General features: G+C 64.7%; 27 protein-coding genes. 17 read left to right on the top strand and 10 right to left on the bottom strand.

Going from position 1 to position 26,019, the window contains the following annotated elements; translation table 11 throughout:
- Nucleotides 1-296 precede the first annotated feature (296 nt).
- The 5 genes from ISS97_RS01875 to lpdA all read left to right on the top strand — a co-directional run bounded on the left by ISS97_RS01875 (nucleotide 297) and on the right by lpdA (nucleotide 6,989).
- Nucleotides 297-1,130: a DUF2884 family protein gene (locus ISS97_RS01875; protein WP_379987636.1), complete on the top strand. Its 834-nt coding sequence runs from the start codon at nucleotides 297-299 to the stop codon at nucleotides 1,128-1,130.
- A 409-nt stretch (nucleotides 1,131-1,539) separates the two neighbouring features.
- On the top strand, nucleotides 1,540-2,364 hold the full coding sequence (locus ISS97_RS01880) for a mechanosensitive ion channel family protein (protein WP_379987637.1): 825 nt from the start codon (nucleotides 1,540-1,542) through the stop codon (nucleotides 2,362-2,364).
- 150 nt (nucleotides 2,365-2,514) lie between these two features.
- Complete coding sequence (aceF, locus tag ISS97_RS01885) at nucleotides 2,515-4,200, top strand: dihydrolipoyllysine-residue acetyltransferase (RefSeq protein WP_379987639.1); 1,686 nt, start codon at nucleotides 2,515-2,517, stop codon at nucleotides 4,198-4,200.
- 24 nt (nucleotides 4,201-4,224) lie between these two features.
- Nucleotides 4,225-5,163 carry a mechanosensitive ion channel family protein gene (locus ISS97_RS01890; RefSeq protein ID WP_379987641.1) on the top strand — a complete coding sequence of 313 codons (939 nt, stop codon included), beginning with the start codon at nucleotides 4,225-4,227 and terminating at the stop codon, nucleotides 5,161-5,163.
- Between the two features lie 53 nt (nucleotides 5,164-5,216).
- Nucleotides 5,217-6,989 carry a dihydrolipoyl dehydrogenase gene (lpdA, locus tag ISS97_RS01895; protein ID WP_379987643.1) on the top strand — a complete coding sequence of 591 codons (1,773 nt, stop codon included), beginning with the start codon at nucleotides 5,217-5,219 and terminating at the stop codon, nucleotides 6,987-6,989.
- A gap of 85 nt (nucleotides 6,990-7,074) precedes the next feature.
- Here lpdA and ISS97_RS01900 read toward each other — a convergent pair whose 3' ends face one another.
- The gene (locus tag ISS97_RS01900) at nucleotides 7,075-7,770 is read right to left on the bottom strand and encodes a hypothetical protein (RefSeq protein ID WP_379987644.1); all 696 of its coding nucleotides are present in this window, start codon (nucleotides 7,768-7,770) and stop codon (nucleotides 7,075-7,077) included.
- Nucleotides 7,771-7,967: 197 nt separating this feature from the next.
- Here ISS97_RS01900 and dapB point away from each other — a divergent pair, with 197 nt between their 5' ends.
- On the top strand, nucleotides 7,968-8,768 hold the full coding sequence (gene dapB, locus ISS97_RS01905) for a 4-hydroxy-tetrahydrodipicolinate reductase (RefSeq protein WP_379987646.1): 801 nt from the start codon (nucleotides 7,968-7,970) through the stop codon (nucleotides 8,766-8,768).
- A 9-nt stretch (nucleotides 8,769-8,777) separates the two neighbouring features.
- Here the strand turns inward: dapB and ISS97_RS01910 are convergent, their stop codons facing one another.
- Both ISS97_RS01910 and dinB read right to left on the bottom strand, forming a co-directional pair.
- Nucleotides 8,778-9,458, bottom strand: coding sequence for a hypothetical protein (locus tag ISS97_RS01910; RefSeq protein ID WP_379987647.1), 681 nt, complete (start codon nucleotides 9,456-9,458; stop codon nucleotides 8,778-8,780).
- Nucleotides 9,459-9,526: 68 nt separating this feature from the next.
- The gene (gene dinB / locus ISS97_RS01915) at nucleotides 9,527-10,627 is read right to left on the bottom strand and encodes a DNA polymerase IV (protein WP_379987649.1); all 1,101 of its coding nucleotides are present in this window, start codon (nucleotides 10,625-10,627) and stop codon (nucleotides 9,527-9,529) included.
- Between the two features lie 183 nt (nucleotides 10,628-10,810).
- Here dinB and ISS97_RS01920 point away from each other — a divergent pair, with 183 nt between their 5' ends.
- From ISS97_RS01920 to ISS97_RS01930, 3 genes are all read left to right on the top strand, one after another.
- The gene (locus tag ISS97_RS01920; RefSeq protein WP_379987650.1) at nucleotides 10,811-11,497 is read left to right on the top strand and encodes a type 1 glutamine amidotransferase domain-containing protein; all 687 of its coding nucleotides are present in this window, start codon (nucleotides 10,811-10,813) and stop codon (nucleotides 11,495-11,497) included.
- A gap of 196 nt (nucleotides 11,498-11,693) precedes the next feature.
- On the top strand, nucleotides 11,694-13,025 hold the full coding sequence (locus ISS97_RS01925; RefSeq protein WP_379987652.1) for an APC family permease: 1,332 nt from the start codon (nucleotides 11,694-11,696) through the stop codon (nucleotides 13,023-13,025).
- Nucleotides 13,026-13,379: 354 nt separating this feature from the next.
- Entirely contained in the window at nucleotides 13,380-15,521 is a 2,142-nt protein-coding gene (locus tag ISS97_RS01930; RefSeq protein ID WP_379987654.1) for a beta-galactosidase, read from the top strand.
- Nucleotides 15,522-15,534: 13 nt separating this feature from the next.
- Here ISS97_RS01930 and ISS97_RS01935 read toward each other — a convergent pair whose 3' ends face one another.
- Together ISS97_RS01935 and ISS97_RS01940 are read right to left on the bottom strand one after the other, a co-directional pair.
- The gene (locus ISS97_RS01935; protein ID WP_379987655.1) at nucleotides 15,535-15,987 is read right to left on the bottom strand and encodes a hypothetical protein; all 453 of its coding nucleotides are present in this window, start codon (nucleotides 15,985-15,987) and stop codon (nucleotides 15,535-15,537) included.
- Nucleotides 15,984-16,550, bottom strand: coding sequence for an RNA polymerase sigma factor (locus ISS97_RS01940; protein ID WP_379987657.1), 567 nt, complete (start codon nucleotides 16,548-16,550; stop codon nucleotides 15,984-15,986). Before ISS97_RS01940 ends, ISS97_RS01935 begins: the two co-directional genes overlap by 4 nt.
- 127 nt (nucleotides 16,551-16,677) lie before the next feature.
- Here ISS97_RS01940 and ISS97_RS01945 point away from each other — a divergent pair, with 127 nt between their 5' ends.
- Together ISS97_RS01945 and ISS97_RS01950 are read left to right on the top strand one after the other, a co-directional pair.
- A complete protein-coding gene (locus ISS97_RS01945) occupies nucleotides 16,678-17,001 on the top strand; it encodes a hypothetical protein (RefSeq protein WP_379987659.1) in 324 nt (107 codons plus the stop codon).
- 112 nt (nucleotides 17,002-17,113) lie between these two features.
- Nucleotides 17,114-17,476, top strand: a complete 363-nt coding sequence (locus ISS97_RS01950; RefSeq protein WP_379987660.1) for a hypothetical protein — start codon at nucleotides 17,114-17,116, stop codon at nucleotides 17,474-17,476.
- Between the two features lie 26 nt (nucleotides 17,477-17,502).
- Here ISS97_RS01950 and ISS97_RS01955 read toward each other — a convergent pair whose 3' ends face one another.
- From ISS97_RS01955 to ISS97_RS01970, 4 genes are read right to left on the bottom strand one after another with little or no spacing between them, the layout of a single operon-like run.
- On the bottom strand, nucleotides 17,503-17,907 hold the full coding sequence (locus ISS97_RS01955) for a hypothetical protein (protein ID WP_379987662.1): 405 nt from the start codon (nucleotides 17,905-17,907) through the stop codon (nucleotides 17,503-17,505).
- Nucleotides 17,904-18,383, bottom strand: coding sequence for an Mpo1 family 2-hydroxy fatty acid dioxygenase (locus ISS97_RS01960; RefSeq protein WP_379987664.1), 480 nt, complete (start codon nucleotides 18,381-18,383; stop codon nucleotides 17,904-17,906). Before ISS97_RS01960 ends, ISS97_RS01955 begins: the two co-directional genes overlap by 4 nt.
- On the bottom strand, nucleotides 18,383-18,715 hold the full coding sequence (locus tag ISS97_RS01965; RefSeq protein WP_379987665.1) for a DMT family transporter: 333 nt from the start codon (nucleotides 18,713-18,715) through the stop codon (nucleotides 18,383-18,385). Before ISS97_RS01965 ends, ISS97_RS01960 begins: the two co-directional genes overlap by 1 nt.
- A 4-nt stretch (nucleotides 18,716-18,719) precedes the next feature.
- A complete protein-coding gene (locus tag ISS97_RS01970; protein WP_379987667.1) occupies nucleotides 18,720-19,616 on the bottom strand; it encodes a phosphoribosylaminoimidazolesuccinocarboxamide synthase in 897 nt (298 codons plus the stop codon).
- Nucleotides 19,617-19,814: 198 nt separating this feature from the next.
- On the opposite strand from ISS97_RS01970, the gene ISS97_RS01975 reads away from it, so the two are divergent.
- The 3 genes from ISS97_RS01975 to rpe all read left to right on the top strand — a co-directional run bounded on the left by ISS97_RS01975 (nucleotide 19,815) and on the right by rpe (nucleotide 21,712).
- On the top strand, nucleotides 19,815-20,132 hold the full coding sequence (locus tag ISS97_RS01975) for a c-type cytochrome (protein WP_379987669.1): 318 nt from the start codon (nucleotides 19,815-19,817) through the stop codon (nucleotides 20,130-20,132).
- Nucleotides 20,129-20,938 carry a co-chaperone DjlA gene (gene djlA / locus ISS97_RS01980; RefSeq protein WP_379987670.1) on the top strand — a complete coding sequence of 270 codons (810 nt, stop codon included), beginning with the start codon at nucleotides 20,129-20,131 and terminating at the stop codon, nucleotides 20,936-20,938. Before ISS97_RS01975 ends, djlA begins: the two co-directional genes overlap by 4 nt.
- 105 nt (nucleotides 20,939-21,043) lie before the next feature.
- Nucleotides 21,044-21,712 carry a ribulose-phosphate 3-epimerase gene (rpe, locus tag ISS97_RS01985; protein WP_379987672.1) on the top strand — a complete coding sequence of 223 codons (669 nt, stop codon included), beginning with the start codon at nucleotides 21,044-21,046 and terminating at the stop codon, nucleotides 21,710-21,712.
- 484 nt (nucleotides 21,713-22,196) lie between these two features.
- Here rpe and ISS97_RS01990 read toward each other — a convergent pair whose 3' ends face one another.
- A complete protein-coding gene (locus ISS97_RS01990; protein ID WP_379987674.1) occupies nucleotides 22,197-22,322 on the bottom strand; it encodes a hypothetical protein in 126 nt (41 codons plus the stop codon).
- A 171-nt stretch (nucleotides 22,323-22,493) separates the two neighbouring features.
- Here ISS97_RS01990 and pdsR point away from each other — a divergent pair, with 171 nt between their 5' ends.
- The 3 genes from pdsR to ISS97_RS02005 are packed head-to-tail and all read left to right on the top strand — an operon-like array spanning nucleotide 22,494 to nucleotide 25,826.
- Entirely contained in the window at nucleotides 22,494-23,183 is a 690-nt protein-coding gene (pdsR, locus tag ISS97_RS01995; protein ID WP_379987676.1) for a proteobacterial dedicated sortase system response regulator, read from the top strand.
- Nucleotides 23,183-23,770 (top strand): hypothetical protein, encoded by a 588-nt coding sequence (locus ISS97_RS02000; RefSeq protein WP_379987678.1) that lies wholly within the window; start codon nucleotides 23,183-23,185, stop codon nucleotides 23,768-23,770. The genes pdsR and ISS97_RS02000 overlap by 1 nt, the downstream gene beginning before the upstream one ends.
- Nucleotides 23,771-23,810: 40 nt before the next feature.
- The gene (locus tag ISS97_RS02005; protein WP_379987679.1) at nucleotides 23,811-25,826 is read left to right on the top strand and encodes an ATP-binding protein; all 2,016 of its coding nucleotides are present in this window, start codon (nucleotides 23,811-23,813) and stop codon (nucleotides 25,824-25,826) included.
- The last annotated feature ends 193 nt before the right edge of the window (nucleotides 25,827-26,019 follow it).

The raw sequence follows: 26,019 nt of genomic DNA on the forward strand, positions 1-26,019 counted from the left end.
CGAACTTAGCCGGTCCCGATCGGGCTGCCTATGCGCATTGCGCCATCCATAGTGTCTGGCCCCCCGTAGGAGCGCACCCTGTGCGCGAAAGCCCTGCATAGCAGGGCCATGCTCTTCCCCCCGTGTGGGAAAAGCGGCCCTGCTATGCAGGGCTTTCGCGCACAGGGTGCGCTCCTACGGAGCTATGACCGATGGCAGGGGATGACGCCTGGCCCATGCCCGGCGTACGGCGCGGCGCGATGGTATCGGTATGGGCCGCGGGGATCAGTCGGCCGGTGACGAAGAGGGAGGCCGTCATGCGTACAACGTTCACCGCAATCACTCTGGCGTTGGGGCTGGCGCTTACCGCGCCGGTGTCGGCGCACGACATCCATATTCATCACCAGTCCTGCGACTACAGCAGCAACTACGATGTGCAGGTAGATGCCTCCGGCATCCGCTTCGACCGCGACAGCGGTGCGCCTGCCAAGGTCTTCATACACAACGGCCGCCTGCAGGTGGATGGCCGCGACGTCGCGGTCTCGGCCGACGACACAGCTCGTTTGCGCGAATACGAAAGCAATGTGCGTACGTTGCTGCCGGAAGTGGCCGGTGTGGCACGCGAAGGCGTCGACGTCGGCTTCGCGGCGATGCGCACCGTGATGATGACTTTTGCCGAAAACGATAGCGAACGCCGCCAGATGATCGGTCGCCTCGACGACAACCATCGGCGCGCGCTGGCCCAGGTCGAGGGCTCACTCGGCCAGGGTGTATGGAAGCACGCTGCGATGGGTCGCGCGCTGGGCGACAGCATCCAGGAGACCGTGGCCGACCTGGTCAGCAAGGTCACGGCCAGCGCGGTCAAGGCGGCGCTGAGTGGCGATCAGAGCAAGGTGGTGGCGCTGCAGGCGCGCGCGGATTCGCTGGACAAGACCATCGAGAAGGAGGTCAACACACGTGCCGATCGCCTTGAGCAGCATGCGCAGGCACTGTGCCCGCGTTTGCAGGCGCTGGCGCAGCTGCAGCAGCAGTTTCAGTTCCGTCTTGTCGACGGCTCGCGCCTAGAACTGGTGACGAAGGACAAGGACGAGAACCACAAGGATGAGAAGAACAGGGCGGCCGGCAAGAGTACCGATGTCGCCTCGCGCTAAGAGCCTCTGAGCGGGCTCGCCGCGCTAGCAGGGCCGGCAGTTTCTCCCTCGTGTCCGGTCCTCCGTGCCGCGCTCTTCCCCAGGGCGCGGCTTTTTTTTGGGAGCCTGCTCGGTATCTCTGATTCCGTATGGATCTGCTTGGGGCTTCCGATGGTGGGGTAAGCCTTCGGTTCGTGGCTTGTTGCCTTGGTGTTGGGTTGTCGCGACATGCCCGCTGCATAAGCGGCCAGGTCGCGACAACCCAACGATTGTCGCGAACACAAAGCGAACTCCTCAGCGCCGCCCCACATATCCAAGCACGGAGATTTTGTGCAGGCTCTTAGAGCAGCCCCTCCGCGCGTGCAACAGAACCTTGATATTTTGCCTGCTAGGCTTCGCAGCTTCGCTTCGCCAGCCAAGGCTCAGTTCGATGCATGATTTTCTCCAGCGGCTGCATTTCTCCGAAGGCGGGATCCAGCTGATTTTCAACGTGGGTGGCGCATTGCTGATGCTGTTGATCGGCATCTGGCTGGCCGCGCGCGTCGCCAACTTCGCGCAGCGTGCGATGCAGCGCGCCAACGTCGATTCCACCCTCAGCGGTTTCCTGCGCAATCTGATCAACGGCGTGCTGATCGTGTTGCTGGTGGTGATGGCCTTGCAGCAGGCCGGCATCCCATCGGCGCCGCTGATTGCCGCGTTGAGCACGGCAGGCCTGGCCATCGGCCTGTCGCTGCAGGGCTCGCTGAGCAATCTTGCCTGGGGCGTGTTGCTGATCGTGTTTCGCCCGTTCCGCGTGGGCGACTTCATCCATGCCGGCGGCATCGATGGGACGGTGGAAAGCATCAACCTGATGCACACCTTGCTGGTGTTGCCGGACAACCGTGAAGCGATTGTGCCCAACGGCAAGATCGGCGTGGACTCCATCATCAACTTCAACCGCCGCGGCACCCGTCGCTTCGAGCTCAAGGTGGGCATCGGCTACAAGGACGACATCGGCAAGGCCATGAGCGCGGTACAAGAGCTTTTCGGGGCCGACTCGCGCATCCTGCGCGACCCGGAGCCGGGTGTCTGGACCGAAAGCCTGGGCGACAGCGCCGTGAATCTGGTGGTGCGGGCCTATGTGCGTAGCGGCGACGTCTGGGCGGTGCAGACCGACCTGCTGCGTTCCATCAAGGAGCGCTTCGAGGCCGAGGGCATCAGCATCCCGTTCCCGCAGCGCGAGCTGACCGTGGTGCAGGGCCGCCTGCCGGAGTAGCGCAAGGGCGTGCCGGGCACCTGCATACGTATGCGCATGGTGCCCAAGACCAAGGTCGAGCCAGACGGAATCGGTACTCCTTCGCTATGATTGGACTCTTGCGCGCCGCCATCCCCGGGCGCTGCGCCATCGCCATCCGCAGGAGAAACCATGGCCGACCTGAAAGAAGCCCGCGTTCCCGACATCGGACACGATAACGTCCCGGTGATCGAGGTTCTGGTCAAACCCGGCGACAAGGTCGCGAAAGAGCAGAGCCTGATCACGCTGGAATCGGACAAGGCCACCATGGAAGTGCCGGCCCCGTTCGCCGGCACCATCAAGGAAATGAAGCTCAAAGTGGGCGACGAGGTCTCTGAGGGCGCCGTGATCGCCATCATCGAGGCCGATGACGCTAGTGCCGCTCCGGCCCAGCCGGAAGCGACCAAGGCCGCCGCCCCGGCGCCTGCTCCCGCTGCCGCTGCCGCCAAGGCCGCCGAACCCACCCGCGCCGAACCCGTGAAACCCGCCGCTGCCAGCGGTGGCGCGCACGAAGCGCTGGTGCCGGACATCGGCGGCCACGAAGGCGTGCCGGTGATCGAGGTGCTGGTGAAGGTCGGCGACACCGTCGCCAAGGACCAGAGCCTGATCACCCTGGAGTCGGACAAGGCCACCATGGAAGTACCGGCCCCGTTCGCTGGCGTGGTGAAGGAACTCAAGGTCAAGGTGGGCGACGAGCTCTCCGAGGGCAACGTGATCGCGCTGATCGAAAGCGCGGACGCCGCTCCGGCTCCTGCCCCCGCGCCGGCCAAGGCCGAAGCGCCGAAGGTGGAAGAGAAGCCGGCGCCGATCGGCGGCCGCAGTGTGCTGCCGGGCAATGCACCGGAAGGCGACGTGGCGCCCGCCGCGCGTCCGCCGTTCGATTCGCGCATCGTCATGCCGGGCGACGCCCCGTACGCCAGCCCCTCGATCCGCGCTTTCGCGCGCGAGCTGGGTGTGGATGTCCATCAGGTGAAGGGCACCGGCCGCGGTGGCCGCATCATGCGTGAGGACGTGGCCGCCTATGTGAAGCATGCGCTCGCCTCCGGCGCGCGCCCGACAGGCGCTCCGCAGGCGACCGGCGGCGGGCTCAACCTGCTGCCGTGGCCCAAGGTCGACTTCGCCAAGTTCGGCGAGATCGAAGAGAAGCCGCTGTCGCGTATCCAGAAGATTTCCGGTGCCAACCTGGCGCGCAACTGGGCGATGATCCCGCACGTCACCCAGCACGAAGACGCCGACATCACCGAGCTGGAAGCCTTCCGCAAGAAGCTCGGCGAAGAGAACAAGGACCTCAAGGTCACCCCGCTGGTGTTCCAGATCAAGGCGGTGGTCGCGGCGCTGAAGAAATTCCCGCAGTTCAACGCCTCGCTTGATGAGAGCGGCGAGAAGCTGATCCTCAAGAAGTACTTCCACATCGGCATCGCGGTGGACACGCCCGATGGCCTGGTGGTGCCGGTGATCCGCGATTGCGACAAGAAGGGCCTGCTCGACTTGGCCGTCGAGCTGGGCGAGATCTCCAAGAAGGCGCGCGACAAGAAGCTCGGCCCGAACGAGATGTCCGGCGGTTGCTTCTCGATCTCCTCGCTGGGCGGCATTGGCGGCACCGCGTTCACGCCGATCGTCAACGCACCGGAAGTCGCCATCCTCGGTGTCTCGAAGGCACAGACCAAGCCGGTGTGGAATGGCAAGGAATTCGCGCCGCGCCTGATCCTGCCGCTGTCGTTGTCCTACGACCACCGCGTGATCGACGGTGCGCTCGCCGCGCGCTTCGCTTCCTTCCTCGCCACCCAGCTCGGCGATATCCGCCGCCTGCTGCTCTGACCGAGACGGGGTGAGGCGGTGCTTGTGCGCGCCCACCAGACCACGTCCGCACTGACCGTCCTGGCCAGTGCGGGCATGGGCGACGCGCCCGGCGGCTGGTTCGGCACGCGTCTGATCCACACCGACGAATTCGACCTCTCCCTCGGTGCGGTGATCGCCGCATGTCTGCTGTTCCTTGGCTGTCTGGTGGTCTCGGCGGTGCTGCGTTACCTGCTGCGTCGCTACGCGCGCAAGCATGAAAACGTCAATCAATCGGCCGTCTATACCGTCGGCCGGCTGATGCACTACCTGCTGCTCACCCTCGGCGTGCTGCTGGCGCTCAACGCCACCGGCATTCCGATGGCGCGCTTCACGGTGTTCGCCGGTGCGCTCGGTGTCGGTCTGGGCTTCGGCCTGCAGGCGATCTTCAACAACTTCGTGTGCGGTCTGATCCTGTTGTTCGACCGCAGCCTGAAGGTGGGCGATTTCGTCGAGCTGGCGTCCGGTGTGCATGGCGTGGTGCGCGACATCCATATCCGCGCCACGCGTGTCACCACCAACGACGATCTCGACATCCTGGTGCCGAACTCGGAGTTCGTGAATGGTCGGGTGGTCAACTGGACGGTGCGCGAAGGCCTGCGCCGGTTGAAGGTGCCTTTCCATGTCGCCTACGGCAGCGATAAAGAACAAGTCAAGGAAGCCGCACTGGATGCCGCACGCGCCGTGCCTCACACCTATGCGCTTGAGGGGCCGCACGCTCCGCAAGTGTGGCTGGCGGAGTTCGGCGACTGGGCGTTGAAGTTCCAGTTGGTGGTATGGCTCAACGCCGATGCCACGCGCCGTCCCGGCAGCGCAAAGGCAGCCTACAACTGGGCCTTGCACTCGGCCCTGCAGGCCCACGGTATTCGCATTCCTCTACCCCAATACGACGTGCGGATGCGTGACCCGCAGATCGCAACGGCAACCGATAATTCTCCCCATTGATCACACGGTGGGTGCCGGTCACCGGCATCCACCCGAACACCCAAGGAAACAGCATGGCCAACACCATTGAAATCAAGGTTCCCGACATCGGCGGCCACGACGGCGTGCCGGTGATCGAAGTGCTGGTGAAGGCCGGCGACACCGTGACCAAGGACCAGAGCCTGATCACGCTGGAGTCGGACAAGGCCACGATGGAAATCCCGTCGAGCGCCGCCGGCACCATCAAAGAGCTGAAGGTAAAGGTGGGCGACGAGCTCTCCGAAGGCTCGGTGATCGCGCTGCTTGAAGTGGCCGGCGATGCCGCCGCGCCCAAGGCGGAAGCGCCGAAGGCCGCGCCAGCTCCTGCTGCGGCCCCCGCACCGGCCAAGGCAGCCGCGCCGGCGCCGCAAGCCGCTGGCGCCTCCGGTCGCGCCGCCGATATCGAGTGCAAGCTTGTCGTGCTCGGCTCCGGCCCCGGCGGTTACACGGCCGCCTTCCGCGCCGCCGACCTGGGTGTCGATACCGTACTGGTGGAGCGTTACGCTACCCTCGGTGGCGTCTGCCTCAACGTCGGCTGCATTCCGTCCAAGGCTCTGCTGCATGCGGCTGCCGTGATCGATGAGGCCGAGGCGATGGCCGCACACGGTGTGAGCTTCGGCAAGCCCAAACTCGACCTCGACAAGCTGCGCAGCTTCAAGAACAAGGTGGTCGGCCAGCTCACCGGCGGCCTCGCCAGCATGGCCAAGCAGCGCAAGGTGCGCACCGTGCAAGGCGTCGGCACCTTCGTGTCGTCGCACGAGATGGAAGTGGAAACGGCCGAAGGCAAGAAGCTGATCCGCTTCGAGAACGCCATCATCGCCGCCGGTTCGCAGTCGGTGAAGCTGCCGGCATTCCCGTGGGATGACGAGCGCATCGTGGACTCCACCGGCGCGCTCGAAATGAAGGACGTGCCGGCCAAGCTGCTGGTTGTCGGCGGCGGCATCATCGGCCTGGAAATGGCGACCGTGTATTCCGCACTCGGCAGCGAAGTGACCGTGGTCGAGTTCATGGATCAGTTGATCCCCGGTGCCGATGCCGACCTGATCAAACCGCTGGCCAAGCGCCTGGGCGGCAAGCTCAAGGGCGTGCATCTCAAGACCAAAGTGGTCGAGGCCAAGGCCACCAAGAAGGGCATCGAGGTCAGCTACGAGGGCGAGAGCATCCCCGAGACCAAGCTGTTCGATCGCGTACTGGTTTCCGTGGGCCGCTCGCCGAACGGCGGCAAGATCGGCGCCGACAAGGCCGGCGTCGCTGTCACCGAGCGCGGCTTCATCAACGTCGATACGCAGATGCGCACCAACGTGCCGCACATCTTCGCCATCGGCGACCTGGTCGGCCAGCCGATGCTGGCGCACAAGGCCACGCATGAGGCGCGCGTTGCTGCCGAAGTCGTCGCCGGCATGAAGAGCTACTTCGACGCGCGCGTGATTCCGTCCGTCGCCTTCACCGATCCGGAAGTGGCATGGGTCGGCGTGACCGAGCGCGAGGCGAAGGAAAAGGGCCTGAAGATCGGCGTGGGCAAGTTCCCATGGGTGGCCAGCGGCCGCGCCATTGGCATCGATCGCACTGAAGGCTTCACCAAGTTGCTGTTCGACGAGGAGACGCACCGCGTGGTCGGTGGCGCCATCGTCGGCCCGCACGCCGGTGACCTCATCGCCGAGATCACTCACGCCATCGAGATGGGCAGCGAAGCCGCCGACATCGGCCTCACCATCCATCCGCATCCGACGCTCAGCGAGTCGGTCGGCATGGCGGCCGAAGTGTATGAGGGCACCATCACCGATTTGTACATCCCGAAGCGGAAGTGAACTTCCGCGATGCAAAAAAAAGCCCGGGCATGCCCGGGCTTTTTTTGCATCTGTGGAGCGCGCTGCGCGTGACTGTCAGCGTGAATCAGGACGCGGACGACGGCTTCGCATCTGCAGCGCCTTCGTTCGGCAGCGCAGTCATGAGTTGTTTCTCCAGCGAGCCCAGCGCGTTCACCGTCTGCTGTTGAATGGCGATCATCTGGCTGACGACATGCAGGAACTCGCGGGGCTGCACTTCGTTGGTTTGCAGGTCGGCGACCGTGTCGACCAGACGCGAGCCACTCATCAGGATGGTGGTGTTTTCGGTCATGCTGGTAATGGAATCGCGCTGGTTGGCATAGGCGGCGGCGTAGCGCTGCAGGCGATCATCCTCCATCCAGCTCGCCGCCTGGTTCGCCACGCTCACGTCCCATGCTTCGTGGCGCAAGGTGGGGAAGCGCAGTTTCAGGTCGAAGTTGTCCTTGGTCAGCGCCAGGATGCGCTGTTTGATCGTGTCGTCGGCGACGCCTGATTTCAGATGGTCGATGACCGCCTTGCGGATCTCGCTCAGGCGTTTCAGTTGTTCGGTGTCCTGTTGCAGGGAGGTGCGCGTCTGGCTCAGGTTGGTGCGGATTTCCGCCTCGATCCGCTGGCTGGCTGCGTCGGCGGCATGAGCGCGGTGCGAATGTTCGATCCACGCTTCCAGGCCCAGCGCCGTGAGGATACTGAGCACGATCATCAGATAGTGCTTGGCAAAATCCTTGAGCGAATGAAGACGCACTTTCGTCACTTCGAGATGCATGGCGCGAATCCGGGCTGATGGGCGTGGACTAAGGGGCCGGAGCGTACCTGATTGGCTTCGGGAATCGCAGTGCGACAGGCTGGGCTGATGTGGCCTTGACGGGCCATGCGGATTGCCGCTTCTTGTGCGCATTGAGTCTCCCTGGGTAAAGCCCAATCTCCCTCTGCTCAACCCGTGCGATAGCCAAGGAAATCGCTATGCCCCTGAAAATTTGTCTTGCCGGCGCCACCGGCTGGGCCGGTTCCGAACTTGCCCGCGGTATCGCGGCCGCCGCCGATCTCAAGCTGGTCAGCGCGATTTCGCGCAAACACGCAGGCGAGAGCCTCGGCGCCGTACTCGGCGACGGCCGCCTGGACACGCCGGTTTTTGCCAGCGCCTCCGAAGCGCTTGTGCAACCCTGCGATGTCTTCATGGAATACACCAAACCAAACAGCGCCAAGGGCAATATCCTCGCCGCGCTGGAACACGGCGCGCACGTAGTGGTTGGCACCTCCGGCCTCACCGACGAGGACTACGCACAGATCGACGAGGTGGCGCGCAAGCACCAGCGTGGTGTGCTGGCCTGCGGCAACTTCGCGCTGACCATGGTGCTGATGCAGAAGTTTGCCGAGATGGCGGCGAAGTACATCCCGAGCTGGGAAATCATTGACTACGCCTACGAAGGTAAGCCGGACGCGCCCAGCGGTACGGTGCGCGAACTCGCGGGGCGCCTGGGCAAGGTGCGGCAGCCGGAACAGGCAGTTCCGGTGGACAAGACCAACGGTGTGCGGGAAACGCGCGGCGGCAACCTGTCCGGCACCCAGGTGCATGCCGTGCGTCTGCCCGGTTTTGTACTCGGCGCCGAGGTGATCTTCGGCATGCCCGATCAGATGCTGACGCTGAGGCACAACGCGGGCGGTAGCGCCAAGCCGTATGTGGACGGTGCGCTGCTCGCGATCCGCAAGGTATCTACGCTGGTGGGCGTGCACCGCGGCCTGGACGCGGTGCTGGATATCTAAACCCTCCGATCAGCCATGCGCCTTGCCCGCTTCGGCGGGCAAGGCTTTGACCAGATGATCTTCCAGTTGCTTGAGGTGTGACTGGGTTTCCGCCGCGGTGTTGATCATCTGGCGCAGTACGACCAGGTATTCGACCGGGTCGACTTCGATGCCAAGGTTGATCCGCGTGCGCAGCGTGGACATGTGCGGTGCATCGAGCGTGAGCGTGCTGTCGTGCGTCATCCAGGATGACGCATCGCGCAGGTCGGCATAGGCGGCGGAGTACTGGCGCAGTCTGGCGGGATCGATCCAGCTGGCGGACTGGTTGGCGACAGCCACGTCCCAGGCCTGGCTGGCAAAGGCGGGCCAATTGAGGCTGAGCCGAAAGTCGTCCTTATGGGCCTGGATATGCTGGTTGATGGTGACAGCCGGCACGCCATCGCGGATGTCCTTGGCGATAGCGGTGTCCAGCTCCCGCATCGGCAGGAATCGCTCTTCATTGGTCTTGATGGAGCTACGCACGTCGGCCAGGGTGCCACGCAGTTCTTCGTCGATCTGCGCGCTCGCCGATTCCGCGGCATGCACGTGATGCGTGTGTTCGATCCATGCCTCCAGCCCCAGCGCGGTCAGGATGCTCAGCACGATCATCAGATAGTGCTTGGTGAAGTCCTTGAACGAGTGCATGGGAACCTTGGGAACTTCGAAGTGCATGTCGTGCTCCGGGGCAGGCGGAGGCGAAGCGTACCTGATCGGTTCCGGCGCCAGCGAGTGCGGGCCGGTCAACCGGGCGGGTTTTCGAACAGGTCGCGCTGCGCGATAAAGCTGTCCACCTCCACGAAGCCGGACAGCCCCACGCCGACCAGCCGATAGCGGCTCTCGGCAGGCCGTTCCACGCGGGCACGCAGGGCACAGGCCAGGTCGGCCAGTTCGAGCGCGGACGTGGGGCGGGTCGATGGGGTCAGGCTGCGGGTCAGCGTGTGGAAGTCGGAGGTTTTCAGCTTCAGCACCACGGTGCGGGCGATGCGGCCGTGGTCGCTCTGCGCCTCGCGTTCGTGCGCGGCCCAGGCTTTTTCGGCGAGCCGGCGGATATGCGGCTCCAGTTCGTCCAGCGTCAGGTCGTGTTCGAACGTGTCTTCGGCGGACACCTGCAGGGTCGGGCGATCCGGCTGCACCGCGTGATTGTCGATGCCCAGCGACAGCTCGTGAAGGCGCCGTCCCCAACGGCCGAACTGCTGCTCCAGTTCTTGCAGTGACCGCGCACGCACGTCACCCACGGTGGCGATTCCGAGTGCGGCGAGTTTGGTTTCCATCACCTTGCCCACGCCGGGCAGGCGGCCGACGGCGAGCGGGGCCAGAAAGGCCAGCACTTGTTGCGGACGGATCACGAACAGGCCATCGGGCTTGTTCCAATCCGACGCGATCTTGGCGAGAAACTTGTTGGGCGCGACACCGGCGGAGGCGGTGAGCTGGGTTTCTTCGCGTATTGCCGCGCGGATCGCTTCGGCGGTAGCGGTAGCCGAGGGCAGGCCGGTCTTGGTGGCGGTGACGTCGAGATACGCTTCGTCCAGCGACAGCGGCTCGATCAAGTCGGTATGGCGCGCAAAGATCTCGCGCACCTGCCGCGACACGGCCTTGTAGCGCACGAAATCCGGTGGCACGAAGATCGCCTTCGGACACAAACGCTCCGCGCGTACCGCCGGCATCGCCGAGCGTACGCCGAACTTGCGTGCCTCATAGCTCGCCGCGCACACCACCGAACGCGCGCCGCGCCAGGCCACCACCACGGGCTTGCCGCGCAGCGAAGGGTCGTCGCGCTGCTCCACCGACGCGTAGAACGCGTCCATGTCGACATGCAGGATCTTGCGTGTGGCGGGTGGCACGAAAGGCGGTCGATAGGGATGAGAGCGTCAAGAGTTAAGCACGGAATCGACACGCGATGCCCGATCCAGCGGATAGCTTGCCTATTCCTGCGGCAGGGATTGAACGCGCCGGCTACACCCGCAGATCACATGCACTTGCCGCTCGCCTTGTCAGGATGAGTGGCCCACTCCGAGGAATGACCGATGAAGATTTTGATGGTGCTGACGTCGCACGACCAACTGGGCAACACCGGCCACAAGACCGGTTTCTGGCTGGAAGAATTCGCGGCGCCCTATTACGTGTTCAAGGATGCCGGCGCAGAGATCGTGCTCGCCTCGCCCAAGGGTGGCCAGCCGCCGCTGGATCCCAAGAGCGATGCCCCGGAATCGCAGACCGAGGCGACCCATCGCTTCCGTGCCGATGCCGCGGCCACCGCCGCGCTGGCCTCGACGCTCAAGCTTGCTGATGCGGTGAAAGGCCAGTACGACGCGGTCTTCTATCCGGGCGGCCACGGTCCGTTGTGGGATCTGGCGGAGGATACGGATTCGATCCGGCTGATCGAGCGCACCTACGCCGCTGGCAAGCCGGTGGGTGCGGTATGTCATGCGCCGGCCGTGCTCCGCCACACCAAGCGCAGTGATGGCCAGCCGCTGGTGCAGGGCAAGTCGGTCACTGGCTTCACCAATAGCGAGGAAGCGGCGGTTGGCCTGACCGACGTGGTGCCGTTCCTGGTCGAGGACATGCTGAAGGCGAATGGTGGCCACTATGCCAAGAAGGCCGATTGGCAGCCCTACGCCATCACGGATGGCAACCTGATCACCGGTCAGAATCCGGCGTCATCGGTGGATGCCGCAAAGGCTGTGCTCGCGCTCCTCCGCGCCGAAGGCTAACGCGCGCTCTGTAGGAGCCCACCTTGTGGGCGACCCGGCCCGCGAGGGCCGGGCTCGGGCCGGCGCCTTCGCGCACAGGGTGCGCTCCTACAACGAATGATGGCCTGGAGCTTTGTGCAAGGCATGGAGCCCAGGCCCGCGAATGTGGCGGAGGTCATCGGTTCTTCCGCCGCTTCTCGGGTTATCGTCGGCAACCATGACCGATAACTCATCCAGTTCGTATCTGCGCCGCCTGGGCACCTGGGACGCGGCCGCCATCGTGATCGGCGGCGTCATTGGCGGCGGTATTTTCCGCAGCGCCTCAAGCGTGGCTGAAAGCACTTCGTCAGGCGCGCAGTTGCTGACGCTATGGGTTATCGGTGGCCTGCTCACCCTGGCCGGCGTGTTGTGTTACGCGGAGCTGGGTGCAAGGCGGCCGCATGCAGGCGGCATCTATATCTATCTGCGCGAGGCGTTCGGCCAGTTGCCGGCATTCTTGTTCGGCTGGTGCATGGCCTTGATCAACTACCCCGGCAGCGTGGCCGCGGTGGCAACGACCTTCGCGGACTATTTCTGCGCGGCCGTCGGTTTGCCGCTGCAATGGGTGAAGCCGGTAGCGGCGGGCGCCATCATGTTTATCGTTGGCGTGAACTTCTTCGGCATTCGCGCGGGTGCGCGCATGCAGAACCTGTTCACCCTGCTCAAGCTGGCTGCCATCGCGGTGCTGGTGGTGACGGGGCTGGTGCTGGCGCGCGGCCACCTTGGCGTGGTGCTGGAGCCGGATCCCACACACCCGGTGGCGCCGTGGGCTTTCCTCGGCGCCTTGCTACCCGTGCTGTTTACCTACGGCGGCTTCCACTATCTCAATGACCTCGCCGGCGAAGTGAAGGAGCCGCAGCGCACCCTGCCGCGCGCGCTCGGCCTGGGCCTGGCCGGCGTGGTGGTGTGCTACGTGCTGGTCAATCTGGCTTACCTCGCTGGTCTCGGCCATGCCGGTCTCGCCGCCAGCCAGGCGCCGGCGGCGGATCTGATGCGCCGGCTGTTCGGCGAGTCCGGCGCGAAACTGATTGCAGTGGGCATTGCCTGTTCTACTTTCGGCTATTGCAGCATCGCGATCGCCGGCGGTGCGCGCGTGCTGCAGACCATGGGTGCGGATGGGATGTTCTTCCGCGCGGTCGGCCGCATCGAGCCGCACACGCGTGCGCCGCAGGTGGCATTGGCTGTTCTGGGCGGGTGGGCGATCGTGCTGGTGTTGTCGGGCAGCTTCAATCAGTTGCTCAACTACACCACAGTGGGGGAGTGGCTGTTCCACGCGTTTGGTATCGCTACGTTGTTCTGGTATCGCCGCCGTTTCGCCAATGAGCCTTCGCCGTATCGGGTGCCGTTGTATCCGTTGTTGCCGCTGGTGTTTGTGGTGACGGTGCTTGGGGTGATTATTGCTACCACGCTCGATTCGCCTGGGGATGCGGGCATCAGTTTGTTGCTGGTTTTGATGGGGGCGCCGGTGTATTTCGTGTGGCGCGCCTGGCGGGGGCGAAGGGCAGCTTGAGGGTGGGTGCTCGCCATACGGCTTCCTACGCCGTCATTCCAGCGTAGGCTGGAATCCAGTAGTGGTGCGCTCCGATTTTTGCGTCTGCGTGCCCTGGCTCGCCTGCCGCGGGCTTCCGAACCGCTGCCGCGGTCCGGGTCACTTTCTCTTTGCTGGCCCAAAGAGAAAGTAACCAAAGAGAAATGGCCTGAAGAGCAGGCGGTGGGCTCTGTAGCTACGCGTCTTCCAGTGTCAGGCGTTGGGATGGTGTCCTTCAGGTTCCGATCGCTCAGCTCTCACTGTTGCGAGGGTATGGCAAGCCCCGCTTCATGCGGGAGGGGCATACTTTGGGTCTCTTTGCGCGAAGGAAGTCGCATGAACCGCGTTTGGGTGGTCGGTTTGTTGAGCCTTACGTTGCTGACGGCGTGTCATGTGGCGGCGGATGCGCCGGTGGCGGATCTTGCTCAGGCGACAGGCGGGTCTCGTGTGACGCTGGATCAGGTGCAGCGTGTGGGTGCGCCGGAGAAGGCCGCGGATGGCCAGATGCTGCAGCGCTATGCCTTTCAGCCCACGGTGCAGCCGCAGGTGGTTGTGTCGGCGGAGCATGGCAATTGGGATTGGTCGACGCAGGGTGAGCTGCGGGTGCGTGTGCAGAATGCGATGGACTGGGCGGTGACTTTGACCATCGATATCGATGGCGCCGGCAAGGATCAGCATCTGCATGCGAGCATCGGCCTGCCCGCCGGACCGGCGCAGACGGTGGTGGTGCCGTTGCATGCGGTGTCGCCGCGCGCGCAGGGCATGCAGGTAGGGCCGCCGATGCCGTATGACGCCAACGGACAGCGCATCTTGCTGGCCACGACGGTGGAGGGAGCGGTGGATCTCAAGCAGGTCGCTGCGGTGCGGCTTGGGATGCCTGCACCGCAGGCGCCGCAGACGCTTTTGCTCGGTCGCGTCGAAACGAAGGCGGATGATGGCGCCTTGCAGGATGCCTATGCCGGCATCATCGATCGCTACGGTCAGTACACGCGCGGGAAGTGGCCGGAGAAGATCGATACGGATGAAGCGCTGCGTGCCGCGCAGGCGAAAGCGCAAGCCGCGCCCGCTGCTCAGGTCGCATCCGGTGGATACGACACCTACGGCGGACGCACGGATGTCGCTTCGTTCAAACCTGGCGGCTGGTTTCGCACCGAGCAGCGCGGCGGGCGCTGGCAACTGGTGACGCCCGAGGGGCATGCGTTCTTCTCGCTGGGCGTCAACGCGGTGGTGCCGGATGGCGGTCGTAGTTATGTGGAAGGACGCGAAGGGATGTTCAAGGATTTGCCGGCGGATAGCGGTGAATGGAGCGCGTTCTACGGCAGTAGCGATAACCGCCGGCCGGACGCGAGTTCCACCAGCGGGATCGGTTACAACCATGGTCGCTGGTTTGATTTCTACGCCGCCAATCTCTATCGGCTCGATGGTAAAGATTGGCTCGCAGCGTGGAGCACGCGCACGCTGGATCGCCTGCGCAGTTGGGGTTTCAACACGCTGGGCAACTGGAGCGACGATGCTTTAGCCAAGGCCCACAAGCTGGTTTACACGCGCTCGATCAACATCGATGGCGAGTTCGGCAACGTGTCCAGTGGCTACGACTACTGGGGCCGCATGCCCGATCCGTTCGATCCGCGTTTTGCGCAGGCGGCCGAGAACGCGGTGACGAATGCGGTGAAGGAGGTGCGCGACGATCCCTGGTTGCTGGGCTATTTCGCCGACAACGAGCTGGCCTGGGCGGGGCAGGGACTGCAAGGGCGCTGGGGACTGGCGCAGGGTACCTTGCACGGCGAGGCCCGCAGTCACGCGAAGCAAGCCTTTATCGCAGCGTTGAAACAGAAGTACGGTGAGCCGGCGAAACTGGCGGCGGCGTGGGGCATCACCTTGCCATCGTGGGACGCGTTGAATGCCACGAATTTCCCGGCGCCCGATCCCAGCGAAGCGCATCCTGCCATCGCGACCGACTACAGCGCCTGGTTACGGCAGTACGCCGACATGTATTTCCGCACTGTCGCGGAAGCGATTCGCCGGCACGATCCGCACCATCTGTTCCTCGGCGGCCGCTTTGCCGTGAACACGCCGGAAGCCGTTGCGGCCTGCGCGCAGTATTGCGATGTCATCAGCTTCAACAGCTATACCGACGTGCCGCAGCATGGTGTCGATATGGCCGCCGTGGCGAAGCTCGGCAAGCCGGCGCTGATCACCGAATTCCACTTCGGTTCCGACGACCGCGGGCCGTTCGGCAAGGGCGTGGTGTCGGTATGGAACGAGCAGCAGCGAGGCGAAGCGTATGCGCGTTTCATCGCGGCGGCGGCGCAGGACCCGAACATCGTGGGCGCCCACTGGTTTCAGTACGCCGATCAACCCACCAGCGGGCGTCTGCTGGACGGTGAGAATGCTCACATCGGGCTGGTGGGTATCACCGACGTGCCCTTCGATGGTTTCGTGAAGGCGGTGGGTGACGCCAATCGAAAGGCGAAGTAGCGCGTACGCGTGCTCAATGCACACGACGCTGCCACTGGGCGATGCCCTGCGATAGCCCGATGCAGCAGGCGAAAGCGAGCAGCCAGGGGTTGGTCAGTACGGTCATGGGTACGGCGGCGCTGAATGAGGGCAACCATTCGCTGGCATGGCCGGCAACAACGACGATGGCACCCACCATCAGCACTGCGACGAGAAAGCGCTGCAGATAGCGTTCAAAACCAGGATCCGCACTGGCCCTGCTGGCGGCGCTCAGCTCGACCTGGCGAGCGACACGCTGTGCGAAATCGGCCGGCAGTGCCTGTTCCGGCGGTTGCCGCAGTGCCCGTGCAAGGACGCGATAGCGCAACACCCTGGCATCGTCGGTGGCCGGGTCCAGGCCATGCCGTTCGCGCTCGATCGCCTGTTCCTGCGCCTGCCATTCGCGTTCGGCGGCGTCGTTATCGGGTGGGCGTGTATGGGTCGTCATACGGTGGTTCCTATCCGGGGTTCGAGCACGCTGCGCAAGCGCAGCCGGCTTCGAAACAAATAGCTCTTGATTGTGCCGTCGGCCAGGCCGGTGATCTTCGCTATCTCGGGGATGGACATCTCTTCCAGGTGATACAGCGTCAACAGCGTACGTTGCAACGGTGGCAGGGTTTCGATGGCGGCGCGGAGATGGCGCGCCACTTCCTCGTCGGCGCAGGCCGCTTCCAGGTCGAAGCCGTCGCCACAGTTCTCCAGCAAGTCTCCATCCTCCTCCCCCTCGGCGGCTTCGACCAGCGGGATGCGCCGCCGTTCGAGGTGCCGCAGGGCGATCGAGTACGCCACCTGGCCGATCCAGGACTTCAGCGCGCTTTCGTAGCGGTATTGATAGAGGCATTGGTGCACGCGCAGAAAGGTGTCCTGGCAAAGCTCGCGCGCGTCCTCCGGGTGGCGGACCATCCGGTAGATGATGTGCCAGCACAGGCCCTGGTACTCGCGCACCAGGCGCTCGAACGCGCCCGGCCGGTTGGCCAGAACGGCGTCGACCAGGTCCCGATCCTGGCTCATGTGGCTTTGTCATCCATGGGATACGGGATACGCGCAAGGCTGGAACGGTTGCAAGTACCGCCGTTGCAACCGACGAGGTCGAGACCGTATCTATGGCCCCGACCGTCCAAGTTCCGCGGAGAACGATATGCAACAGATCCTGATTCCGATCGCGCTGTTCGTCTGTGTCACCTATGTCATCAAGCTGCTGGTCGAGGCGCGCCTACGCCACCAGTTCTTCAAGAACAACGGTTCCGAAGAGTTGGTGCGTTCGATCCTGCAGGCCGAACAGATCCAGCGCCGGCAGTCATCGTTGCGCTGGGGGCTGGTGCTGGTGGCGCTGGGGATCGGCTTCGGTTTGATCCAATGGTTCGGCTGGCAGGAGATCAATCCCGGCGTGGTGGCCGTGCTGGCCAGTGTGGCGGGACTGGGCAATCTGGCTTTCTTCGCCATTGCGCGGCGCGAGAGTTGAGCCACTCTCGGTTTCTTATCGCCGCGACTTAAACCCAGAGTGCACCGCGACGCGTCCCCATGATGTATGTCGCGATGGGGGACTGCGTTGCATTCCTACGGTGGGGGTCTCTATGCGTCGGTGGTTACTAGCTGCGTTATTCGTCAGCCTTCCGGCTGTCGCATCGGTCGATCGCGTCTGTTACGTCAATCTGGTCAACGATGCGGAGAGCAGCATCGTTTCATTCGAGGCCGCACCCGCCAGGAGTCAGCAATGGGTGCGGATACCCATCGGCGAGCAGCCGCTGGCGGGTGGTGGGGCGACCATGCTCGGCATACGCAAAGGCACGGATTGCCTGCACGATTTCCGCATCGCTTTCGCGGATGGCCGTACCTTGATCCAGAGCGGTTTCGACATTTGCCGATTCGCCAGCTTTCATCCGGACTTTTATCTCCGGCATGGCAAGCCGGTGCATGATGGCGAGCCGAAGATCTAACTGGCGTGGGACGCTTTTGCGCCGGCTCAGCCCAGCAGGCTGCTGACCGCGCCAAAGACGACAAGCATAATCACCGCCACCGCCAGGCAGGCGCTGGTGGGCTTGATGCGTCGCGCGTCGATGCGCGGCACCAGGCGCCACAGCAGGGCGGCGCCAAGCAGCATGTTGGCGACCATGAAAACGCGCCACCAGACGGTCTTCATCACGGCGGCATCGAACTGCGCGCCGCTACGCACGAACACCACAGCGATGACCACCACGTCGATCATCATCCACAACAGGCAGGCGAGGTAGGTGCGGTTGAACACCACCGCAGAACGCTCGATCCAGCGCAGCACCGCCCACGCGATGATGGCGATGAACAGCGCGCCGATGCTGCTGTAGAGCACCCACCACAACAGGCTGCTGAGCAGCACCAGTAGCGTATTCACGTGGCATCTCCCAGGCCGAGCCGGCGCAGCAGTTTGTCCATCAGCCACGCCGGGCCGATCAATAGATACGCGAGGTCGGTGAGGAAGCTGGGGCGACGCCCTTCGATGGCGTGGCCGACGAACTGGCCGACCCAGGCCACCGCGAATACGCCGAGCGCGCTCCACAGCAAAGCCACCGGCCCAAGCTGGCGATAGAGCAGCTCGGTAAGCAGGTCGAGAAGGATGAAGGCGATCAGCAGCGCGCCCGCGAGCCGGCGCGAATGCCTCCAATACCAGGCGAATGCCAGCACCTGCACGCCGACCGACCAGAATCCCGGGCGGCCGAGCATCGACGGTACCGGCGCGGTCCACAACATAGCTACCGCGCACCACACGATCAGCGGCACGCAGATCCAGTGCAGCAGCCGGTTGGTTGGGTGCTGATGATCGCGGCTGTAGCTGTCGAGCCAGTCGCGCATGCTGCGTGTGCCGTCCATCAGTGCGCGCTGCTCTTGGAGAACAGGTTGAGCACCAGCACGCCCGCCACGATCATGCCGATGCCGAGCATGGCGGCGGGATCCAGTTTCTGCCGGTAGGCCACCACACCGATCAGCGCGATCAGGGCGGTACCCGCACCCGACCACACCGCGTAGGCGATGCCGATCGGGATCTGGCGAAGGGTGAGGCTGAGGCAATAGAACGCCACGCCATAACCGACTACCACGGCGATACTCGGCAGCAGCTTGGTGAAGCTCTCGGAGGACTTCAGCGCGCTGGTGGCGATGACCTCGGCCAGGATGGCGAGGCCGAGACAGAGCCAGGCATTCATCGGCTCAGTCCAGCACGATGCCGGCGAGGCGTTGCAGAGCCTCGGCGTACTTGGCGGAGGTGCCGTCGATGACGCCGGCCGGCACGCGCGGACCGGGGGCCGTCTTGTTCCAGTCCAGCGTTTCCAGATAATCGCGTACGAACTGCTTGTCGTAGCTCGGCGGGCTGATGCCCACGCGGTACTCATCGGCGGGCCAGTAGCGGCTGGAATCCGGCGTCAGCATTTCGTCCATCACGTAGAGCTTGCCGTGCTCGTCGGTGCCGAACTCGAGCTTGGTGTCGGCGAGGATGATGCCGCGCTCGGCCGCATAGGCGGCGGCCCACTTATAGATGGACAGCGTGGCCGCGCGAACCTGCTCCGCGAGTTCGGAGCCGACGGCGGCAACCACGGCGTCGAAGCTCACATTCTCGTCGTGGTCGCCCACGGCGGCCTTGGTGGACGGGGTGAAGATCGGTTCCGGCAACTGCTGTGCCTGCTGCAGGCCGGCCGGTAGCGTGATGCCGCACAGCGAGCCGGTGGCCTGGTAATCCTTCCAGCCCGAGCCGATCAGGTAGCCGCGCGCAATCGCTTCCACCGGCACCGGCTTCAGGCGGCGGGTGACCACGGCGCGCTTTTCGTACAGCTTCAGGTCGGTGCCTTCCGGCAGCACTTCGCTCAACGGGGTGTGCAGCAAATGGTTGGGTACCAGATGCTCGGTCTTGCCGAACCAGAAGTTGGAAATCTGCGTGAGCATTTCGCCCTTGCCCGGAATCGGGTCGGGCAACACCACGTCGAAAGCCGACAGGCGATCAGTGGCCACGATCAGCAAACGGTTGCCGGGCAGCGCGTAGACGTCGCGCACTTTGCCGCGATGGATCAGCTCCAGGCCGGGCAGGTTCGATTGCAGCAGGGTGGTGGGCACGGCGGGCTCCTGGGCGATCCGATGGGGCAAGGGAAGCGCGACATTGTACCGGCAGGCAGCTGCCGCACGGCCGACAGGGGTTGAAGTCCATTGCCGCGCGCGGGGCGAAGGCAAATCCGACATGTGCTGTCGCCGCAGGCCCGACTCCGCCCGGTAGGGGCTGCTAGAATCGCCAACCTTTAACCCTACGTGTGGCCGATGCGAATCGTACTGACCGCGGCACTGAGCCTGGCCGCCAGCCTGCCCTCTCTTGCCGCGCCGGTCGCCAAGCCTGCCCGCCTCGGCCTGTGCGCGGCCTGCCACGGTGAAACTGGCATCGCCCAGATTCCCGGAGCCCCCCATCTGGCCGGCCAGAAATTCGACTACCTGCGCGAGGCCCTCAAGCAGTATCGCGACGGCCGCCGCAACGTGCCGTTGATGCGCGCCGCGATCGGCCCGGTCAGCGACGCCGATCTGGAAGAGCTGGCCCGCTGGTACAGCGTGCAGTCGCCGCAACCGCCGCAGGCCAAGCCATGAACGTGTCCTGGACCCTGCTGCTGGCCTTTCTCGGCCTGATCTTCGGCCATGGCCTGCCCGGCGCCATCGTGGGCGGTATCGCCGGCTTCATCATCGACAGCCTCAAACAAGGCCAGCGCCGCCGCGCTACGCCCGAGGCCGGCGGCTATATCAGCCCGCTGTTCGCCTTGCTGGGTGCGGTGGCGAAATCGGACGGCCGTGTGTCGGAGGCGGAGATCGCCATCGCCGAGCGCGTGATGTCGCGCATGGGCCTGGATACCGAGCAGCGCAAACAGGCTATCGGCAGCTTCAACGCCGGCAAGCAGCCCGAGTTCGACGTGACGCCGGCCATCGACGGCCTGCGCCAGTGGGTCGGCATGCGCCGCGACCACGCCTTCCCGGTGCTGGATGTGGTGATCGAGACGGTGCTGGCCGAAGGCAATCCGCCGCCGGAGAAGATGGCCATCCTGCGCCAGCTCGCCTTCGCCTTGCGCGTCAGCGACATGGAGCTGATGGCGCTGATGGCGATGAAGGGTTATGCCTGGAATGCCGCCACTGGTGGCGGCTATCGCGGCAACGCGTATGGCAACGGTGGCTATGTGCCGCCCCAGCGCAACGCCAGCGGTCCCGATCCGTACACCGTGCTGGGCATCTCGCGCAGCGTCGACGACCGCGCGGTCAAGCGTGCCTATCGCAAGCTGATCTCCGAACATCACCCCGACCGCCTCGGCGACCTGCCCGAAGATATGCGCAAGCGCGCCGAAGCCCGCGCGAGCGAGATCAACGCGGCGTACGAGCGGATCAAGGCAGAACGCGGGTTCAAATAAGCTCGACATGTGTAGGAGCCCACCCTGTGGGCGACGTTCTACCTGCACGCAGCACCATCGTTTCACCGGATCGCGCACAGGGTGCGCTCCTACAGGACTTACACCATGAGCAAGCAGAGCCCCGTCATCGCCCCCTCCATTCTTTCCGCCGATTTCGCCCGTCTCGGCGAAGACACGGCCAAGGCACTGGCGGCCGGTGCGGAGTGGGTGCACTTCGACGTGATGGACAATCATTACGTGCCCAACCTCACCATCGGCCCGATGGTGCTCAAGGCGCTGCGCGGCTACGGCATCACCGTGCCGATTGACGTGCATCTGATGGTGAAGCCGGTGGACCGCATCGTGCCGGACTTCGCTAAGGCCGGCGCCAGCCTGATCAGCTTCCACCCGGAAGCCAGCGAGCATGTCGACCGCACCATCGGCCTGATCAAGGACTCCGGCTGCCAGGCCGGCCTGGTGTTCAATCCGGCCACGCCGCTGAACTGGCTGGACCATGTGCTCGACAAGCTGGACCTGGTGCTGATCATGTCGGTGAACCCGGGCTTCGGCGGCCAGAAGTTCATCCCTGGCGCGCTGGACAAGCTGCGCGAGGTGCGCCGCCGTATCGATGAAAGCGGCCGCGCCATCCGTCTTGAAGTGGACGGCGGCGTCACCGCCGACAATATCGGCGAGATCGCCGCGGCCGGCGCCGACACCTTCGTGGCGGGCTCGGCCATCTTCAACGCACCGGACTACCGCACGGTGATCGAAGCCATGCACAAGGCCATCGGCTGAGCGGAAATAAAAATCCCGGCGCAGGGGAGGCGCCGGGATAAAGGACGTCGGAACGACGTTCAGAGGAGACCACGCTGGCCGGCACCCGGCGCTCCTGCGTGCTCCACGGCAATGGAACGGGTGCCTGCCGCAAGTTCAGACCGGAGCAGCACGGAATGGTTCCCCGGACCGCATGAATTTTTCGGGGCGGCATGGCAGGTGTTGCCGCAGGTTTTTGCGACGACTCCAAAATCGTGCGGGACAACCGGATGGGCAGCGATCGCTGCGCCGCTTTCAGTGCCCTGATCAGTCCGACGGGCGGCCATAAAAAAGCCCCGCGGGGGAGCGGGGCAAGAAAGCATCGTCCAGAGGGCATCGCAAACAAAACAGTCGTCGGTGGGGCGATTCCTTGCCCCTGGCGACCGGCGCGATTCCTTTCACGCCAGCCGCCTCCATGCCTTCCACGGCAGCTCACAGGAGTCGGATCAGGTCGGGCCCACGGCCATCAATGGATGCTCATGACCAGGCCAAGCAGTAGCGCGCCTACGGCCAGCACTACACGGAGAGGTTCGAAGCCGCGCAGTTCGGCGTTGGGGTCGCGGTCGGTCGATTCGGGCGAAGTCATGGGCATCGGGGCTCCGTGGGACTGGAGCCTATGAGGCGCCCGGGTGGGGCGCGCCGCACGGCGGGCTGCGGCCGATCGTGCGATGGCATCTGGCAAAATGCGGGCAAAGGCCATGGCCGGCTTGCGCACGGTGGGGCCACATAGCACCCTGCGCAGCACTGACCACAGGGAACCGCCATGGGCCGCAGTATTGCCATCGTCGAAGACGAACCGTTGATCCGCGCGAACTATGTCGAGGCGTTGAACCGCTTCGGTTACGACACGCGCGGTTACGGTTCGCGCCAGGAAGCCTCCAATGCTTTCGCCATGCGCTTGCCGGAGCTGGTGATCATCGACATTGGTCTGGGCGATGAGCCTGAAGGCGGTTTCGACTTGTGCCGCGAGCTGCGCGCGAAGTCGGCCACGCTGCCGATCATCTTCCTCACCGCGCGCGATTCGGACTTCGACGTGATCTCCGGCCTGCGCCTGGGCGCGGACGACTACCTGAGCAAGGACACCAGCCTGCATCAGCTGGCTGCGCGCATAGCCGCGCTGTTCCGCCGCATCGAATCCCTGAAGGCACCGGCCTCCAGCGAAACGGTGATCGAGCACGGTCCGCTCAAGCTCGAATCCGAGCGCATGCGCATCACCTGGAACGATGAGGAAATCCCGCTCACTGTCACCGAGTTCTGGATGGTGCATACCCTGGTGCGTTTCCCCGGTCACGTGAAAAACCGCGACCAGTTGATGCGTGAGGCCGAGCTGGTGGTGGACGACGCCACGATCACCTCGCACATCAAGCGGATCCGCAAGAAGTTCATCGCCATCGCGCCGGAGTTCGACGCGATCGAAACCGTGCATGGCGTCGGCTACCGCTGGCGGCCGTGATGCGTGCTTTGCTGTTGGGTTTTCTATTCGTGCTTGTATCGGCGGCGCAGGCCGCCGCTTCGGGTGAGCAGACCGCGACGGTCAATGGCAAGCCGGATGGTGCTGTGCCGGGCTGGGTAATTGCCACGCGTGTGCCCCAGGGCTGGACGCAGGATTGTTGTCAGTACGCCAAGGCCATTGGCGTCAATCTGGTGCTCTATCGAGGCGAATGGACCGGTGAGCCGGACCGGGTGATGGTGCTCAATGTGTGGCCGTCGAAGTTGCCGACGCTGGCGGCCGAATGGCAGGACGACAAGAAGCACTATCTGCAACGCGATCCCGCCGGCAAGGTGGCGGCATTTGCGGTCAGCCATCCGACGATGAATTGCCAGGGTGGCCTGTATCAGGGCACGGATCACATCGATGATGTGGTGGTGTTCTGCGATCCGGGTAAAGCGAGCGGCATTCGTTTCAGCTGGTCGATGACGGTGGCGGCCGGCGATGCATCGCGCGGCGAAGTGCTTGAACGTTTCAAGCGGGTCGTTGAGCAGTCCACCTACGCGACCTACGTGCCCGGGCACGCTCCGGCACAAGCGGCCAGGCATTGATTAGTCGCTCGATGCCGGCGGCCGGCGATACAGTGACGCCATGACTCTCCGCCGCAAACTTCTCCTTGTCGCCCTCTGCACGTTGGCGTTGCCGATTGCCGGCTGGCTCTACGTGCGCCAGATGGAAATGCTGTTGCGCGAAGGGCAGGAGCAGGCGCTGATTGCCTCGGCACGCGCGGTGGCGCGCAGCCTGGTAGTGACGCATGCGCCACTGCCGCAGGGTGATGCCGGCTGGTATGTGCAGCAGTCGGCCAATCCCATCACCGTGGATGGCTACGGCGACGATTGGGCGCCGCTGACACCGTGGAGCCAGCCGCTGGGCGGGCGCGGCAAGCTGTTGCTCGCCGAAGACAAGGACTGGCTCTATCTCTACGTTGACGTGCGCAGCACGCATCGCACGCGCGCCGACGCCGGCGACGCCAACGCGCTGGCCGCCGACCATCTGATCCTCGGGCTCGACAAGGGCGGGCAGCAGCGTCGCTATCTGCTCGCCAGCATGGCGCCAGGGCCGGTCACCGCGCGCCCGCTCGATCCTCCCGCACAGAAGCTGCCCGACCTGATCGTTGCGCAATGGCAGGAGGACGGCAGCGGCTACCGAGTCGAGCTGCGGCTGCCACGAAGCCTCGCGCTGGACGGCCTCGGCGTGGGTGTGCATGACGCATCCGCCGATGCCGGCGGCGATCCGCAGTCGGTGGATATCCGTCCGCTGCTGAGCTACTCCGGTGTGTTGTCCAAGGAACTGGCGCAGCTCGCGCCCGACAACGTGCGCGCGCGCGTGCTGGCACCGCAGGGCTGGCTGTTGGCGCGCAGTGGCCGTCTCGGCGCCACCGCGGCCACGGTGGCCGAACAGCCGGGCTGGTTTGCGTCGATGGTCTATCGCCTGCTGCTCGCCAATCGCCTCGAGAGTGCGGAGCCGTGGACCGACGAGGCGCCGCGTCTGGATGTGCCGGAAGTGAAAACGGCACGCAACGGCAGTCCGGCCACCTTGTGGCGCCGCGGCGAAGCGCGCGGCAGCGTGGTGCTTGCCGCGGCGGTGCCCATCGGGCCGGCGGGCAACGCGCAAGGTGTGTTGCTGCTGGAACAGGCCAGCCGCGCCGTACCGCTGCTGGCCAACCGCGCCCTGCTGGGTTTGCTCACCATCAGCTTCGGCGTGTTGCTGGTGGCCGGCGCCATCCTGCTGACCTTTGCCACCCGCCTGAGCATCCGTTTGGCCCGCTTGCGCGACGCTGCCGAACAGGCACAGGCCAATGATGGCCGTCTGGACGGCCAGATGATCGGCAAGTTCCCGATGACCGAGGCCGAGGACGAGATCGGCGATCTCGCGCGCAGCTTCGAGCGTCTGCTGGAAGTGGTCGGCGGCTATACCGATTACCTGCGCACGTTGGCATCCAAGCTCTCACACGAACTGAATACGCCGCTGGCGATCGTGAAGTCGTCGCTGGACAACCTCGAACACGCCGCCTTGCCTCCAGACGCTGTGCCCTATCTGGCACGTGCGCGTGATGGCGTGGCGCGCCTCGGTACGCTGGTGCGCGCGATGAGCGAAGCCACCCGGATGGAGCGCGCGATCGCGGCGGCCGAGCCGGAGGATGTGGATCTGGTCGAGGTGGTGCGCGGTTGCGCCGACGCCTATCGGCCGCTGGCCGGTGCGCGCCGGCTGGATTGCGTGCTGCCTGATGCGCCGCTGCGTTTACATTGCGCGCCGGAGCTGATTGCGCAGGCTTTGGACAAGTTGTTCGACAACGCGCTTTCGTTCACGCCGGAAACGGGGTGGCTGCGCTTGAGCTTGTGTGCGTCTGGTGATGGCGCGGAGATCGAACTGGCTAATCAGGGGGCGCCGTTGCCGGCGGCGATGCATGGGCGCTTGTTCGATTCGCTGGTGAGTTTGCGCGATAAGGCTACGCCGGGGGATGCGCCGCATCTGGGCTTGGGGCTTTATGTGGTGAGGTTGGTGGCGGAGCGCCATCATGGGGTGGCGGTGGCGCGGAATCTTGAGGATGGGAGTGGGGTGGCGTTTGTGTTGCGGTTGAAGGGGATGCCGCGGCAGCGCTTGTAAGCCGTCATTCCGGCGAAGGCCGGAATCCAGTGGCGTTGTCGCTCGGTTGTCGCGTTGTCTCGCACGGGTCCGCCTGCGGCGGGGTTTCGTCTCGCTGCCGCGAGCCGAGTTACTTTTCTCTGCTTGCCCAGAGAAAAGTAACCAAAAGAGAGGGCACCCCTCTTACGCGCCCTCCGGCTACGCCTGCGGGTTC

This window comes from Dyella koreensis, from assembly GCF_044904565.1.
Classification (GTDB): Bacteria; Pseudomonadota; Gammaproteobacteria; order Xanthomonadales; family Rhodanobacteraceae; genus Dyella_D; species Dyella_D koreensis.